The sequence below is a fragment of the Aeromonas sp. R5-1 genome (genome assembly GCF_040908265.1).
In the GTDB taxonomy this organism is placed as follows: Bacteria; Pseudomonadota; Gammaproteobacteria; order Enterobacterales; family Aeromonadaceae; genus Aeromonas; species Aeromonas caviae.
The window spans coordinates 42082-58616 of sequence record NZ_JBFODJ010000107.1; the positions used below are offsets into that span (position 1 = coordinate 42082).

General features: G+C 62.8%; 10 protein-coding genes and 1 tRNA gene. 4 read left to right on the forward strand and 7 right to left on the reverse strand.

Going from position 1 to position 16535, the window contains the following annotated elements:
- Positions 1 to 14: 14 nt before the first annotated feature.
- The 3 genes from AB5Y64_RS15125 to AB5Y64_RS15135 all read right to left on the reverse strand — a co-directional run bounded on the left by AB5Y64_RS15125 (position 15) and on the right by AB5Y64_RS15135 (position 6264).
- Positions 15 to 3077, reverse strand: a complete 3063-nt coding sequence (locus AB5Y64_RS15125; RefSeq protein WP_368204119.1) for an efflux RND transporter permease subunit — start codon at positions 3075 to 3077, stop codon at positions 15 to 17.
- Positions 3078 to 3238: 161 nt separating this feature from the next.
- Complete coding sequence (locus AB5Y64_RS15130) at positions 3239 to 5563, reverse strand: acyl-CoA dehydrogenase (protein WP_010675344.1); 2325 nt, start codon at positions 5561 to 5563, stop codon at positions 3239 to 3241.
- A 47-nt stretch (positions 5564 to 5610) separates the two neighbouring features.
- Positions 5611 to 6264, reverse strand: coding sequence for a TetR/AcrR family transcriptional regulator (locus tag AB5Y64_RS15135; RefSeq protein ID WP_005324182.1), 654 nt, complete (start codon positions 6262 to 6264; stop codon positions 5611 to 5613).
- 468 nt (positions 6265 to 6732) lie between these two features.
- Between AB5Y64_RS15135 and AB5Y64_RS15140 the strand changes: the two genes are divergently transcribed.
- Positions 6733 to 7473: a phosphatase gene (locus AB5Y64_RS15140; protein ID WP_202041483.1), complete on the forward strand. Its 741-nt coding sequence runs from the start codon at positions 6733 to 6735 to the stop codon at positions 7471 to 7473.
- An 87-nt stretch (positions 7474 to 7560) separates the two neighbouring features.
- A tRNA-Thr gene (locus AB5Y64_RS15145) sits at positions 7561 to 7636 on the forward strand.
- Positions 7637 to 7876: 240 nt separating this feature from the next.
- On the opposite strand, the gene AB5Y64_RS15150 is transcribed toward AB5Y64_RS15145, so the two are convergent.
- The 4 genes from AB5Y64_RS15150 to AB5Y64_RS15165 form a co-directional block, all read right to left on the reverse strand.
- Positions 7877 to 8872, reverse strand: a complete 996-nt coding sequence (locus tag AB5Y64_RS15150) for a sulfate ABC transporter substrate-binding protein (RefSeq protein ID WP_210538688.1) — start codon at positions 8870 to 8872, stop codon at positions 7877 to 7879.
- A gap of 330 nt (positions 8873 to 9202) precedes the next feature.
- On the reverse strand, positions 9203 to 10618 hold the full coding sequence (locus AB5Y64_RS15155) for an efflux transporter outer membrane subunit (protein WP_043155092.1): 1416 nt from the start codon (positions 10616 to 10618) through the stop codon (positions 9203 to 9205).
- Positions 10611 to 13760: an efflux RND transporter permease subunit gene (locus AB5Y64_RS15160; protein ID WP_041213203.1), complete on the reverse strand. Its 3150-nt coding sequence runs from the start codon at positions 13758 to 13760 to the stop codon at positions 10611 to 10613. The genes AB5Y64_RS15155 and AB5Y64_RS15160 overlap by 8 nt, the downstream gene beginning before the upstream one ends.
- 17 nt (positions 13761 to 13777) lie before the next feature.
- Positions 13778 to 14959, reverse strand: coding sequence for an efflux RND transporter periplasmic adaptor subunit (locus tag AB5Y64_RS15165; protein ID WP_114522902.1), 1182 nt, complete (start codon positions 14957 to 14959; stop codon positions 13778 to 13780).
- 162 nt (positions 14960 to 15121) lie between these two features.
- On the opposite strand from AB5Y64_RS15165, the gene AB5Y64_RS15170 reads away from it, so the two are divergent.
- Complete coding sequence (locus AB5Y64_RS15170; protein ID WP_043155094.1) at positions 15122 to 15757, forward strand: TetR family transcriptional regulator; 636 nt, start codon at positions 15122 to 15124, stop codon at positions 15755 to 15757.
- 90 nt (positions 15758 to 15847) lie between these two features.
- Positions 15848 to 16411, forward strand: coding sequence for a bifunctional 2-polyprenyl-6-hydroxyphenol methylase/3-demethylubiquinol 3-O-methyltransferase UbiG (locus AB5Y64_RS15175; protein ID WP_234823610.1), 564 nt, complete (start codon positions 15848 to 15850; stop codon positions 16409 to 16411).
- Positions 16412 to 16535: the final 124 nt, after the last annotated feature.

Genomic DNA, 16535 nt, shown 5'->3' on the forward strand with positions numbered 1-16535 from the left:
GATGAGCTCCTTGCTCAGGCACGCTGCCGAAGGGCGTGCGGTATGTCGGTCTGCTCCCCCAACCGCAGGAAGGCGGGCAACAGGATCAGGGTGAAGAGGGTGCTGCAACTCATGCCACCGACGATGACGGTGGCCAGCCCCCGGTAGATTTCGCTCCCCTCGCTCGGACTCAGCATCAGGGGCAGCATGCCGAAGATGCTGGTGAGGCTGGTCATGGCGATGGGACGCATCCGGCTTTGCAGAGCATCGGTGACTGCCGACTGTCGGCTCATCCCCTCCCGCTCGGCCATCCTGGTCTGGTGCACCAGCAGAATGGCGTTGTTGACCACCAACCCGAGCAGGATGACGAAGCCGATGATGGTGAGCAAGTCCATCGGCAGCGGCGCCACCAGACCGCTCAGGTGCAGCGCCAGCACGCCGCCGACGGTGGCGAGCGGCAAGGTGAGCAGCACCAGCACGGCATCCTTGAGGGAGGCGAAGACCCCCCACAACAGAATGAGCAGTATCATCACGGCGAACAGGAAGATGCTGCCGAGGTTGCCGAGCGCCTGCTGCAGGCTGTCGGCATTGCCGGCGACCCGCAGCTCCCCCCCGGCTGGCAGCAACGGCCGGATGGCGGCAAAGCTCTTGTGCTGCAGGGTGTCGAGTACCTGCTCCATGCTCATCCCCGCAGGGGGCGAAATCTGCAGACTGATGCTGCGCCGCCCATCGGATCGGAAGATGCTCTCAGGCCCGAGTTGCGGCTCCACCCGCAGCAGTTCCCCAAGGGGAACGATGCGCCCGGACGGGGTAGCAAGCGGCACCGCCTTAAGCTCGTCCGGGTTGGCGGAGGCCTGCCCCATCAGCAGGATGTCGAGCCGCTCATCCCCGTCGAAATATTCGCCGACCCGCAGACCATCGCCAAAGGTCTGGATGATGGCGGGCATGGGGGAGCGATCCCAGCCCACCTCGGCCAGGCGCCTGTCCTGGGGCACCAGCCGAAGCTCGGGAGCGGTGAAATCGAGCCCGGGTTCTGGCCTGACCTGGGCGCCGGGCAAGTCCCGCTGCACTATGGTCATGCTCTCCCGGGCCGCCTGATAGAGTTCGGGCAGCCCACCCCCCTGGATCAGCAGGGAGATGCTGTTTTCACTGTCAAAACCGCCAAACAGGGACCCCTGACCGCCAAACACCCGGGTGTCGGGAATGCCCACCAGCAACTGCTTCATCAAGATCTGCTCCAGTACCTTGATCTGGCTCTCCTCCTTTGGCCGCACCCCGATCTGGGCACCGCCCGGGTAGCGCAGGATGTAGTAGTTCTTGAGGACAGGATCCTTCTCCCCTTTCATATAGGGGTCGAGGCGAGCAATCAGGGTATCGATCACCTCTTCCCGCTGGGCCTTGAGATTGACCCCGGGGGTGAAACTCATCCAGACGTCGATGGCGTCCCGCTTCACATCCGGCAGGTAGTTCATCTTGGGCAACATCAACCAGCTCACCAGCACAGGCCCCGTCATCATCAGGACGATAATGGCCCAGCGCCTGGGGGCGGTGGCAGTCCAGCGGATCACATGGCGAGTGGCGCGGTACCACAGGCGCTCAAAGGGATCAATCAGCCGCTCGTGCCCCATCCAGCGCGCCGCCACCGCAGGCAACACCGTGACCGCCACCACCATGGAGACGGTCACCGCGCAGGCGATGGTGAGCGCAAGATCGGCAAACAACTGCCCTTCCACGTCATTGAGCAGGAGCACCGGTAGGAAGATGGCGACCGTGGTCAGGGTGGACGCCACCAGAGCGGTCCACACCCGGCGGGTGCCCTCCAGCGCTGCCTCTCCCTTGCTGATGTCACCCCGCTCATGGCGCCGGTAGATGCTCTCCAGCACCACGATGGCGGCGTCGAGCACCATGCCGACCGCAAACGCAATGCCCGCCAGGGAGATGATATTGAGGGTCCGCCCCATCACCTTGAGCAGGCAGAAGGTGAGCATGATGCTGATGGGAATGGCGATCGCGATCATCAGGGTCGCCTTGAGCTGGCGCAGAAAGACCCAGAGGATGGCGCAAGAGAGCAGCACCCCGAGCCCCAGGTTGGCGGTCACCATGCTCACCGCCCGGTTGATGTAGAGGGAAGCGTCAAACGACTGCTCCATGTGCAGGCCGACCGGCTCCAGCACCTCCCGGTTGAGCTCCCCGACCTTGGCCTTGATCCCCTCGAGCGCCGCCAGGGCATTGGCGCCGCTCTCCTTGAAGATCTGCGCCGCGATGGCGGTGTTGCCGTTCTGGATGCGCAGCACCGGGTTCTCCTCCCGGGCCACTCTGATCTCGGCCACGTCCCGCAGATAGATGGGCAGGCCGTCACGCCAGTCCACCACCTTGTCCCCCAGGGCCGCCACGTCATAGCGGCCGGCAAAGCGCAGCTTGTACTCCCAGCGTCCGATGTCGAGGGTCCCGGCCGACACATCCCAGCCCGTCGTTGCCCGGCTGGCGAGCACCGGGATCTCCACCCCCAGTTCGGCGGCGCGGTAAGGGTCGAAGCGGATCTGGATCTGGCGCTCGTTGATCCCCTCGATGTCGACCGTGGACACCCCGGGGATCCGCTCCAGCTCGGGCTTGACTCTCGCCTCGATCAGCGCCTGGTGATCGTCTATCTCCCCCTTGGCGCCGGGCAGTTGCTGGATGAAGAAGAAGGTCAGGGTGTCGTTGCTGCTGTAGTTGTTGACGTAAGGGCCACCGATGTTGTCCGGCAGCCCCGAAACCCGGTTCAGGCGGGAGATGACATCAAGCTGGGCCCGCTGCATGTCGGTGCCGAGGGCAAACTCCATGTCGATTTCGGTGAAGCCGGGGTAGCTGTTGCTGCTGAGGCTCTTGAGCCCCTGTACCCCCTGCATCTCCTGCTCGATGGGATCGGTTATCTCCGACTCCATCTCCTGGGGCGAGGCCGAACGCCAGTCCACCGTGATGTTGAGGTGAGGACGGTCTATGTCGGGAAACAGCTGGACGGGCAGTCCCCGGATGCTGAGCAGGCCCAGCAAAAAAATCAGCACGACCGAGACCGCCACCCAGATGGGGCGTTCGATCGCCGTTTTGGCGAGGTTCATTCACTCTTCCTGAGTTGTTGTTATCGGCCATTCCGATGGCCTTGCTTCCTGCCCCAAGGGTGGGGGCCATTGCATTAAACTGGAATTAATCGACCTTGTAAATGCCTGGTTAAACAACAAAAAACCGGCCACTAGGGCCGGTTGTCGGTTTACGCTCGGGGTCAGGCTGCATGCTCGACCGGGTTCGGTTGAGACAATCCTTCCAGCTCGCCAGGAGCGAAGTTGTCCACCTGGATAGCCTCGTAGCGCAGGGCATCGGCGGCCAGCAGCTTGTCCGCCTCCTCCTTGCCGAGGATGGACTGGGACAGGGCGGCAGCCACCAGCTCAGGCAGCGCCAGCTTGCGGGGCAGTCTGCCCTCTTTCTGGGCCTGCACCAGCTTCTTCTCGATGGGCTGCACCAAGACCATGGCCTGGAAGGCACGCTCCATCAGCCCCACTGGATCCGCCTCGTCCTTGCCCACATAACAGAGCGCGGTCAGACGATCCCGGAACTCGCCCGGCGTCATCATGGCCAGACAGATGGCATGGCAGCGATCGTCCGCCGGCATCTTGTAACCGACGCCGAACGGGAACACCACCCGCTTGAGTACGGCACCCACCACCTTGTTCGGGAAGTTCTGGAAGAAGCCCTCGAACGCCTTGCCAATCAGGTAGAGGTTGCGCTCCACCGCGTACTGGACGAACGGCAGGTCAGAGACCATGCGGCCCTGATCCTCGTAATGCTTGAGGGTGGCGGAGGCCAGGTAGAGGTGGCTCAGCACGTCACCCAGACGGGCGGAGATCATCTCCTTGCGCTTGAGATCCCCGCCCAGCATCAGCATGGAGACGTCGGCGCACAGGGCCAGACCCTTGCTCATGCGAGAGAGCTGCTTGTAGTAGCGGGCGGTTTCGCCAGCTACCGGCGCGCTGTTGAACTGGCCCAGGGTCAGCCCCTGGAACAGGGCACCGAAGAAGTTGCCGGTACCGAAGGCGATGTGTTTCATCAACAGGGCGTCAAACTTCTCGAGACCGCGCTCCACATCGGTGTCGGCCGCCGCTTCCAGCTCGGCAAACACATACGGATGGCAGCGGGTGGCCCCTTGCCCGAAGATCATCAGGTTGCGGGTCAGGATGTTGGCCCCTTCCACCGTGATGGCCACCGGAATGCCCATGTAGGCGTAGCCGGTGTAGTTTTTCGGGCCCAGCTGGATGGCGCGACCGGCGTGGATGTCCATGGAGTCATCCATCACCTGGCGGGCCATCTCGGTCATGTGGTACTTGGAGATCGCGGTGACGATGGCCGGTGCCTGACCCAAATCCAGGGAACCTGCGGTCATGCGACGAGCGCCTTCGAGCTGATAGGTGAGTCCGCCAATGCGGGCCAGCGCTTCCTGCACCCCTTCAAACTTGCCGATGGACATGCCGAACTGCTTGCGCACGTAGGAGTAGGCGCCCACGGTGCGGCTCGCCATGTGACCACAGGCGGTGCCAAGGGCAGGCAGCGAGATGCCGCGACCGGCAGAGAGGCACTCCACCAGCATGCGCCAGCCACGGCCGGCGTAATCCGGGCCACCGATGATCCAGTCAAGCGGAATGAACACATCCTTGCCGAAGGTCGGGCCATTCAGGAACGCCAACCCCATGGGGTAGTGGCGATCGCCGACGCGCACGCCCGGATGACTGGTCGGGATCAGCGCACAGGTGATGCCGATCTCTTCCTTGTCACCCAGCAGTTTTTCCGGGTCATAGAGCTTGAACGCCAGCCCCAGCACGGTGGCACGCGGCGCCAGGGTGATGTAGCGCTTGTTCCAGTTGAGGCGAATGCCCAGCACCTCTTCACCCTTGTGCATCCCCTTGCAGACGATCCCCTTGTCCGGGATGGCGCCCGCATCGGAGCCCGCTTCCGGCCCGGTCAGGGCGAAGCAGGGTACCTCCTTGCCGTTGGCCAGCCCCGGCAGCCAGAAATCTTTCTGGGCCTGGGTGCCGTAATGCATCAGCAGCTCGCCCGGGCCGAGGGAGTTGGGCACCATGACGGTGACCGCGACGCTCAGGCTCTTGGTGGCGATACGGGTGACGATGGTGGAGTTGGCAATCGCCGAGAACTCGCGGCCGCCGTAGGATTTCGGGATGATCAGGGAGAAGAAGCCTTCTTTCTTCAGATAGTCCCACACCGGCTCCGGCAGGTCCTTGGTCTCGTTGACGATCTTGAAGTCGTCCACCATGGCGAGCAGGGTTTCGACCTGGTTGTCGATAAAGGCCTGCTCTTCTGCACTCAGCTCGGCCTTGCCGTAGCCGTGCAGTTTCTTCCAGTCCGGGTTGCCGCGAAACAGCTCCCCGTCCCACCAGACGGAGCCGGCCTCCATGGCCTCCCGCTCGGTGGCCGACAGGGGCGGCAGTATCTTCTTGAAGATGCCGAACACGGGGCGGGTCACCACCTTTTTACGGATGGCGGGGACACCGAGCACCACGGCTATCGCCAGCACCAGCAGGACAAGCAATGTGATCATACCGAAGTTCCTTCTATTTCACTGTTTCCGTTGATTATTGTTAGGTGTTACACGGCCAGGGAGAGCCTGGTCGACTCCACGGGCGCCCCGACACCGGACGCCAGATAAGGAATGACGTTGCGCACCAGCCCTTCCACATCGAGCTGCTGGCCAAAATCGGCCTGGGCGATGTCACGCAGGGCATCCGCAGAGGCCATGGTGAAGACGACTGTGCCCAGGGTGAAGTGCAGGCGCCAGAAGAGATCCGCTGGCGACAAATCCGGATTGGCCTTGGAGATGGCCTGGGTGATCCCGTGCAGGGTCGCCCCATAATGGGTGGTAATAAAGCGGCGCAGGTGGCCCTGACTGTCGATATAGCCGCGCCCCAGCAACTGCATGAAGAGCGCCGGACCATTCGCCCTGACGGCCGACAGTTTCATCAGGGGTTCGACAAAGCTCTCGAACACCTGCAACAGGGTCAGCTGATCCTGCGCCATCAACGTCTGTAACCGCCCGTCCAGTGCCGGCATGAAGAGGCTCAGATAACGGTCGAGCACCGCCTGGATAAGCTCCTTCTTGGAGCCGAAGTGATAATTGACCGAAGCCAGGTTCACATCGGCCTCGCTGGTGATCAGACGCAACGAGGTATCGGCGAACCCCCGCTCGGCAAACAGCACCTCGGCGGCGTCGAGAATACGGTTCTTGGTATCGATTTTACTCACTGGACACCTCACTTAAACGAATGTTTAAAAAGTACGTTTCACGCCCACTCATGTCAAGAGAATGTGAACAGGTGTTGGCTAAATGTTTTTAATCAAAAAAGAGGGAAGATGGCGGGAACTTCGCAGCGAGACGGCACTCTATATCTATGCCACTGCAATTAAACATTAAGTCTCGCCCAACCTGCGTCATGCTAGTTGGGCATTTTTTTGCCCTGCCGCTACCCGAGGCGCCGACAGAGAACCAAAAAAAACCGTCGCAGGGGCGACGGCGGGGAAAACGGGTCTGACCATCCAGTGTCGACCCATCGATGGGTGTTCAGGCTTGCATCGATGTCGCCATCCTCGCAGTGAAACGTCATCAGACTTTGTCAGCACAGACCCAAATTGTGACAAAGTATGGCAACCAGCCACATGGCCCGGCTTCGCCAATCTTGCTATGCTGTCGCCTCATGCCAGAGGGGAGAGAAGATGAAGTATACGGTCGATACCCACACGCACACCGTCGCCAGCACCCACGCCTACAGCACCATTCACGATTACCTGCCCATCGCCAAAGCCAAGGGGATCAGGCTGTTCGCCACCACGGACCACGGCCCGGACATGGCAGATGCCCCGCATTACTGGCATTTCGTCAATCTGCACGTGTTGCCCAGAGTCGTGGACGGGGTCGGCATCCTGCGCGGCATCGAAGCCAACATCAAGAACATCGACGGTGAAATAGACTTCCCCGAGCGCTACGAGTCCCGGCTCGACATGATCATGGCAGGCTTTCACGAACCGGTGTTTCCCCCCTGCGATCAGGCGACCCACACCCAGGCCATGATCAACGCCATTCGAAGTGGCCGGGTCGACATGTTAAGCCACCCCGGCAATCCCGCCTTCCCCATCGATATTCAGGCGGTGGTCAAGGCAGCGGCAGAGTATCGAGTGGCGCTGGAGGTCAACAACTCCTCGTTCAGTCACTCCCGTGCAGGCAGCGAAAGCAACTGCCGCGCCATCGTCGAGGCAGCGCGCGATCTGGGTGCCTACCTCACTTTCGGCTCCGACTCCCACGTGGCATTCAGCCTCGGCGACTTTGATCACTGCCATCGGCTGGTCACCGAAGCCAACTTCCCACATGAGCGGATCCTGGCCCGCTCCCCCCGCGCCCTGCTCGATTTTCTCGAGAGCCGCGGCCGTGCCCACATCCCGGAGTTCGTTGACCTCTGATATGCCTTAACATCATGAGCCAACTCATAAAATCGAGTTGGCTCAATTGACTTGTCCGGCTTTTTTCACGACTCTGAACATCAAGCCGCCGGTATAGCTCAGTTGGTAGAGCAGCGCATTCGTAATGCGAAGGTCGTAGGTTCGACTCCTATTACCGGCACCAGACAGACGAAGGGTTGGCCTCAGTGCGAGGCCAACCCTTCGTGCTTTTTGTCCCGGGTCTCGGGCCAAGACGCCGGTGTGACTGCGCCAGAACACCCTCCCCTTCCAGGACACCACCATCCGCGACGGTCCTGTTCATCTTTCAGAGCCTGACGCACCAACCTGGCCCCACCATCAGAGAGGGCAGCCAGGCAGCCACGCCCCGGCTGCACCTGGGTGAGCATCGTTATCCAGAGGCCCCTCAGCGCTGGGCATAGACCTGGTCGAACACCCCGCCCTCCTTGAAGTGAGTGCGCTGGATCACAGGCCACTCGCCGAAGGTCTTCACCACGTCGAGGAAGGTGGCGTTCGGGAAACGGTCTGCAAACTCGGCGAGGATCGCCGGGTTGCGCGGGCGTAGATAGTTGCTGGCAGCAATGCGTTGGCCTTCGTCGGACCAGAGATAGGCCAGATAGGCTTCGGCCTCCTTGCGGGTACCCTGCTTGTCGACCACCTTGTCCACCACTGACACCGGCAGCTCGGCCACGGCGGTGACGCTCGGATAGACCACCTCGAAGCTGCCACGACCAAACTCCCGGGCAATCATTTCGGCTTCGTTTTCGAACGTGACCAGCACGTCCCCTATGCGGTTCTGGATGAAGGTGGTGGTGGCGGCGCGGCCGCCGGTGTCGAGCACGGGAACCTGCTTGAACAACTTGCCGACAAATGCCCTGGCCGCCTCTTCATCTCCCCCCTGCTCCAGCACATAGCCCCAGGCAGACAGGTAGGTGTAGCGGCCGTTCCCCGAGGTCTTGGGGTTGGGCACGATGACCTGTACCCCCTCCTTGAGCAGATCAGGCCAATCCTTCAACCCCTTGGGGTTGCCCTTTCGCACGATGAACACGGTGGCCGAGGTGAAGGGGGCGCTGTGATCCGGCAGGCGATCCGCCCACCCCTTGGGCACCAGGCCCCCATGCTCGGCGAGGGCGTTGATGTCGGTGGCCATGTTCATGGTGATGACATCGGCGGGCAGGCCGTCGATGACGGCGCGCGCCTGCTTGCTCGATCCGCCGTGGGACATGTTGATCTGCAGTGGCTCCCCGCCTTCGGCCTGCCAGTGCTTCAGGAAGGCTCCGTTGTACTCCTTGTAAAAATCGCGCATCACGTCATAGGAGGCGTTGAGCAGGGTGGCCGCCTGGGCCAGCGGGGCGAGAGCCAGTCCTGCAACAAGCAGGGTGGCGGGCACGAGTCGTTTCATTTCACATCCTTGGAATGAGGGGCGAGTGACTGACTATAAGAGTCGACCATTTATTCTTTGAAAGAATAATTACGGCACAGCTTATGCGATAAATGGCATCTCCTGGGTCCGGTGCAACGGATGACGGCGATGAGGTGGTCACCTCCAGGCAGGTCATGATGGTTGCCGAGGGCGGCGCCCATGAGCGTGGGGCTCCTCCTGCCCGCTCCCTGCTCCGGGCAGGGAGCGCCGTTGTCACCTGCCTCGATTTGGCCTCTCGACATGACAGATAAAAAAACGGGGCGAACCTAGTGGTTTGCCCCTGATGCTTTTTACGTCAATCCCGAGGGGTCAACCCTGTTTGTCTGATGCCGGCTCTGCGTCCTTCGGCGCCTGCCAGCCGCCACCGACCGCCTTGTAGAGGGCGACCTGGTTACTCAGCTGGGCGAGCCGGGTGCTGATGAGCCCCTGCTTGGCGCTGAACAGGGAGCGCTGGGCATCGAGGCGGGTCAGGTAGCTGTCCACCCCTTGCTCGTAACGCACCTCCGCCAGCCTGAAGTAGGTCTGGTTGGCATCCACCAGCGCCTGTTGTGCCTGCAACTGCTGCGCGTAGTCCGCCTGGGCACCGAGGGTGTCCGCGACCTCCTTGAAGGCGGTCTGGATGCTCTTCTCGTAGCTGGCCACCGCCTGCCTGGTTCCCACCTCGGCCACGTCCAGATCCGCAACGCGCTTGCCGCCATCGAAGATGGGCAAATTGATCTGGGGCATGAAGGTCCAGGTGCCGGTGCCGCCGTCAAACAGACCGCTCAGCTGGTTGCTAGCGGTGCCCGCCGTCGCGGTGAGCGAGATGGTCGGGAAGAAGGCGGCGCGGGCCGCCCCTATGTTGGCGTTGGCCGCCTTCAGGTTGTGCTCCGCCGCCAGGATGTCCGGGCGTTGCTGCAACAGGCTGGAGGGAGCCCCCACCGGGATCGGCGCCAGTTTCACCTCGGCCAGGGTGGCCGGTTGTGCCGCCAGCACCGGGATATCGGTGCCAAGCAGCAGGGCCAGACCGTTTCTGTCCTGCTTCACCAGACGCTGGTATTGCGCCTGGCTGACCTTGGCGTTTTCCAGTGCCGTGCGCCCCTGGGCCAGCTCCATCTCGGAGGCGGCGCCCAGGCGGTATTTGTGCTCGGTCAGGGCATAGCTCTCCTGCTCGGTGGCGAGGGTCGCCTGGCTCAGGGCCAGCAACTCCTGATCCGCCAGCAGGGTGAAGTAGGCATTGGCCACCGAGGCCACCAGCGCAATCTGGGTGCTGCGCTGGGTCTCGATTTGCGCCAGATAGGTCTCAAGGGCCTGATCTTTCAGGCTCTGGATCCGGCCAAACAGATCCAGCTCATAGGCGGTGATGCCGATGTTGGCGCCGTACTGGCTGCTGATGGTGCCCTGCCCCGTACTACTGAGATCGTCGGATCCCTGCTGGCGGGTGCCGCTGCCACTGGCGGCCAGGGTCGGCAACTGGGCCGCCCGCTGGATACGGTATTTCGCCTCGTAGGCCTCGACGTTGAGGGCTGCCAGGCGCAGATCCCGGTTGCTCTCAAGGGCGGTGCCGATCAGCGTCTGCAGGGCCGGGTCCTGGAACTGCTGGCGCCAGGGGGCAAGTTCCCCCTTGGCGGCCAGGTCAGCTTGCCAGGAGGCGCCTTGGGGCAGCTCGGGGCGCTGGTAGTCGGGGGCCATGGAGCAGCCCCCCATCATCAGGGTCACGCCCAGGGCGATCAGGGTCTTAGTCATGGTTGATCTCCTTGGTGTGGACACTCTCTTCCCCGGCATGCTTGCGTTCGGTGAAATAGCGCATCACCAGCACAAAGAACAGCGGCACGAAGAAGATGGCGAGCACGGTGGCACTGATCATCCCCCCCATCACGCCGGTCCCGATGGCGTTTCGGCTGCTGGCGCCCGCCCCGGTGCTGATCACCAGGGGCAGTACCCCCAGGATGAAGGCGAGCGAGGTCATCAGGATGGGGCGCAGGCGCTGACGCGAGGCCTCCACCACCGCATCCCCGAGCCTCATCCCCTTGTCGTGCAGCTCCTTGGCGAACTCGACGATGAGGATGGCGTTCTTGGCCGACAGCCCGATCGTGGTGAGCAGGCCCACCTGGAAGTAGACGTCATTCTCAAGCCCGCGCAGGGTCGCGGCCAAAATGGCCCCCAGCACCCCGAGCGGCACCACCAGCATGACCGAGAACGGAATGCTCCAGCTCTCGTAGAGGGCCGCCAGACAGAGGAAGACCACCAGGAGCGAGATGGCGTACAGGGCCGGCGCCTGGGAGCCTGCCTGACGTTCCTGGAAGGAGAGGCCGGTCCACTCGATGCCGATCCCTTCCGGCAACTGTTTCACCATCTCCTCGATGGCCGCCATGGCATCACCCGTACTCTTGCCAGGGGCCGCCTCACCGACGATCTCCATGGCGGAGACACCGTTGTAGCGCTCAAGACGGGGCGAGCCGAAGCTCCACTCCGTGCTGGCAAAGGCGGAGAAGGGCACCATCTGGCCCGCGCTGTTGCGCACGTACCACAGCTTCAGATCTTCCGGGTTCATCCGGAAAGGGGCATCCGCCTGCAGATAGACCTTCTTGACCCGGCCTCTGTCGACGAAGTCGTTCACATAGGAGGAGCCCCAGGCCGCCGACAGGGTGTTGTTGATGTCGGTGATGGAGAGCCCCTGGGCCAGCGCCTTCTCGTAATCGATCTTGATGTCGAGCTGGGGCGTGTCTTCCATCCCATTCGGGCGTACCCGCACCAGGTTGGGATCCTGCGCCGCCATGCCGAGCAACTGGTTGCGCGCCTGCATCAGCTTCTCGTGACCCAGACCACCGCGATCCTGCAGGAAGAAGTCGAAGCCGGTGGCCGTGCCGAGTTCCGGAATGGGGGGCAGGTTGAAGGCGAAGACCTGGGCTTCCTTGATGCTGAACAGGAACCCCATGGCGCGGCCGATGATGGCATTGGCACTGCGCTCTTCTCCCTTGCGCTCGCTCCAGTCCTTTAGCTTGATGAAGGCCATGCCACTGTTCTGACCGCTACCGGCGAAGCTGAAGCCCGCCACCGTCAGCACGGAGTCCACGTTCTCCTTCTCGTTCTCGAGGAAGTAGTCGCGCATCTCCCCGAGCACCACCTCGGTCCGCTCCTTGGTCGCCCCCACCGGGAGCTGCACCATGGACATGATGACCCCCTGATCCTCTTCCGGCAGGAAGGAGGTGGGCATGCGCATGAAGAGCACCGCCAGCACCGCCAGCATGGCCAGATAGATGATGCCGTAGCGGGTGCCCTGCTTGATCACCTTGCGCACGCCGTTCTGGTAACGGTTGGCGTTGGTGTCGAAGAAGCGGTTGAACCAGCCGAAGAAACCGCGCTGGGCGCCGAATTCACCGTGCTTCATGGGTTTGAGCAGGGTGGCGCACAGGGCCGGGGTCAGGATCAAGGCCACCAGCACCGAGAGCACCATGGCCGAGACGATGGTGAGGGAGAACTGGCGATAGATGGCACCGGTAGAGCCACCGAAGAAGGCCATGGGCACGAACACCGCCGACAGCACCAGGGCGATGCCCACCAGGGCGCCGGTGATCTGGGTCATGGACTTGCGGGTCGCCTCGAGGGGGGAGAGATCCTCCTCGCTCATCAGACGCTCCACGTTCTCCACCACCACGATGGCGTCATCCACCAAGAGGCCGATGGCGAGCACCAGACCGAACATGGTCAGGGTGTTGATGGAGAAGCCGAAGGCCGCCATGACCCCGAAGGTGCCGAGCAGGACCACGGGCACCGCGATGGTCGGAATCAGGGTTGCCCGGAAGTTCTGCAAGAACAGATACATGACGCAGAACACCAGGAAGATCGCCTCGATCAGGGTCTGCACCACCTCCTCGATGGAGATCTTCACGAACGGCGTGGTGTCGTAGGGATAGACGATCTCCATGTTGGCCGGGAAGTACTCGGAGAGTTCACCCAGCTTGGTCCGCACGTGCTCGGCGGTGTCCAGGGCGTTGGCACCGGTCGCCAGCTTGATGGCGACGGCGGCGGTGGCCTGGCCGTTGTAGAGCGCGGTCGCGTCGTAGTTTTCACCGGCAAGCTCGACCCGGGCCACGTCCTTGAGCTGGACCTTGGAGCCGTCCTGGTTCACCCGCAGCAGGATGTTGTTGAACTCCTCCACGGTAGAGAGCCGGGTCTGGCCCATGATGGTGGCGGTAAATTGCTGATCGCTCACCGCAGGGGTCCCCCCCAGCTTGCCGAAGGCAACCTGGGCGTTCTGGGCCTTGATGGCGGCCTGAATGTCGGCCGGGGTCATCTGCACCCGGTTGAGCTTGTGGGGATCGAGCCAGACACGCATGGAGTACTGGCTGCCGAACAAGGTGATGTCACCGACCCCGTCCAGACGGCTCAGGGGCTCCTTGATGTTGGCTACCACATAGTCCGCCAGGTCATCGTTGGTCATGGCGCCATCGGTGGAGATGAAGGCGGCCACCATCAGGAAGCTGCTGGAGGTCTTCTGGACCCGGACGCCCTGTTGCTGCACCTCTTGGGGCAGGAGCGACATGGCCTGTTGCAGCTTGTTTTGCACCTGCACCTGGGCGATGTCGGGATCCGTGCCCGGCTTGAAGGTGAGGGTCACGCTGACATTCCCTGACGAGTCGGATTGCGCCGACATGTAGAGCAGGTGATCCAGCCCGGTCATGTTCTGCTCGATGATCTGGGTCACCGAGTCTTCCACCGTCTTGGCGGAGGCCCCCGGGTAGCTGGCGGAGATGCCAACCGCCGGCGGGGCGATGGTCGGGTACTGGGCCACCGGCAGGCCGATGATGGCCATGGCCCCGGCCAGCATGATCACCAGGGCGATCACCCAGGCGAAAATGGGTCTATCTATGAAAAAACGTGCCATGAGGCGACTACTCCATCCTACTGCTTGGTTGCCGGGGTCTGTTGTGCGCTGTTGCCGGCACGTTCAGTGGGCGCCACCACGACCCCGGGTTTGACTTTCTGCAGACCGGCGACGATCACCTTCTCGCCAGCCTTGAGACCGGACTCCACCACCCAGCTGTCGCCGGACATGCGGCCGACCTGCACTTCACGCAGTTCCACCTTGTTGTCCGCCGTCACCACCATGACGGTGGCACCGCCCTTGGGGGTACGGGTCACGGCAGTCTGGGGCACCAGCAGGCCTTGCGGGCGCTCGCCCTCCTGCAAGGTGGCGCGCATGAACATGCCGGGCAGCAGCAGTTGATCCGGGTTGGGCACGATCACCCGCAGGGTCACCATGCCGGTCGCCTCGTCCACGGTCACGTCGGAGAACTGGAGGGCCCCTTTCTCGCCATACTGGCTGCCATCTTCCAACTGGAAGCTGACACCGGCCCCGTCCTTCTCCCCCTGGGTCAGCTTGCCCTCGGCCACCAGGCGCTTGAGGCGCAGCAGGTCGGCGGTGGACTGGCGCACGTCCACGTACATGGGATCGAGCTGGGAGATGGAGGTGAGGCTGTCCGCCTGCTGGGCGGTGACCAGGGCACCCTCGGTCACCGCCGATTTGCCGATGCGGCCGCTGATGGGGGCCGTGATGCGGGTGTAGGCCAGGTTGATGTTGGCGGTCTGCAATGCGGCCTTGGCGGCCCCGATCTCGGCCAGCTGCTGTTTCCAGGCCGCGTCGGCGTCGTCATACTCCTGGCTGCTGATGGCTTTCACCTTCACCAGCTCGGCGTAGCGCTGGGCCTTGAGACGGGCGCTGCGCTCGTTGGCCTCGGCCTTGGCGAGGTTGGCCTTGGCGGAAGCCACTTGGGCCTGATAGACGGCGGGATCAATCTGATAGAGCAGCTGACCGGCCTTGACGTCGCTCCCCTCGGTGAACAGGCGCTTGAGGATGATGCCGTTCACCTGGGGACGCACCTCGGCCACCCGCAGGGGGGCGGTGCGGCCGGTGAGCTCGGACAACAGTTGCAGGGGGGCCGTATGGAGGGTGACCACGTCCACGGCGGCGGGAGGCATCTCCCCCATGGCCTGCTGGGCCCCGTCCTTGTCACCACAGCCAGCCAGCAGGCCGCTTGCCAGCAAGGCAAGGCCGACCGAACGTGCGAGAATATGTTTATGCATCAAGTCTCTGAACCTCAGTTTCAATCAAAAAGAAGTGACAAAACCACAGGGTTTATAAGGCCCCTGTTGGTAAAACGGCGAAGATGAGGCAATATACATACATTCATGAATGTATGTATGTATGTAAGAAACTTTTTTCACTTTTAAACAGGACCGGAGTCAATGGCCAGACGCACCAAAGAAGAGGCGCAGCAAACCCGCTGCAACATCATGAGCACGGCCCTGGATCTCTTCTGCCAACAGGGGCTGGCACGCACCAGCCTGACCGATATCGCCAAGGCGACGGACCTCACCCGGGGCGCCATCTACTGGCACTTCAAGAATAAAGAAGAGCTGTTCGTCACCCTGTGGGAGGAGCTGTGTGCCCCCCTCTCCCACCAGCTCGATGCCTGCGTCGACGAGGCGGAGCCGGATCCCCTGGGCAAGCTGCGCAGCTTTCTCAAGGAGGTGATGCTCAAGATCAGCACCGAGCCCGCCCACCAGCAGATGTTCACCATCATGTTCAATCTGGAATCCATGGAGGGAGAGGCCGCCGTCATGCGCGAGCACATGCACCTGCAATCCATGAATTTCTTCCGGGATCTGGAGATCACCCTGGCCAATGCCGTGCACCGCGGCCAACTGCCCGAGGGGCTGGATCTGCGGCGCGCCGCCACCCTGCTCCACTGCACTCTGGACGGCTACATCATCAATTGGCTGCACTTCCCGGATCGCATCGATCTGATGGAGGAGTCGGACTTTCTCCTCGATACCCTGTTCACCCTCATCGCGAGCCCCACCCTTCGCCGCCACCCCTGAGTCTGCAAGACGCGCCGCCCCCGCCAATGCTCAACAGCCGGGGGCAAACCTGCTAGAGTAACGCCCCCCATCACGATGAGCCCGACACCCTTGCCACACGCCCCCGCGCCGGCGCGCGACGCCGCCCCTCGCCCCGCCCTCGTGGCAGGCGCCCATGCCCCCTTCCTGGCCCTGCTGGGCAGCGGCCGTCATCTGCTGGAGGCCGGTTGCGGGGCAGGAGAGGATCTGCGCCTCTTTCGCCAGCAGGGCCTCACCGTGACCGCCTTCGATGCGAGCCGGGCGCAGGCCGCCGCCGCCTCGCGCCTGTGCGGCCAGCCGGTGCGGGTCTGCCGCTTCGAGCAGATGCAAAGCGTCGTTCCCTATGACGGCATCTGGGCCAGCGGCTCCCTCCCCTGTCTGCCCGAGCACGAGATAGCCCCGGCGCTCGGTCATCTGGCCACCCTGCTCAAGGCCGGGGACCCCCTCTACGCCTCCTTCCCCCACGGAAAGTTCGAACCGCTGCCACGGTCGGGGGAATATCCCCTGCACACCCGGCTCGACGAGGCGGGGCTGCGACGCCTGATCGCTCCCCTCCCCTTCACCCTGCACCATGGCTGGGTGGGGGAAGATGAGGTGAACGGCCCCTGGCTGCACGCCTTGCTGGTGCGGCGCTGATCCGCGAAAGCCCCCGGGGGCAGTGACACCTCACGGCATTCAGCCCGTTAACAATATTTAACCCTGAGTTAACCACCATAAAGCAGACAAGATGCGGTGTTTGTGTTAAAAAGCGGCATTAAAA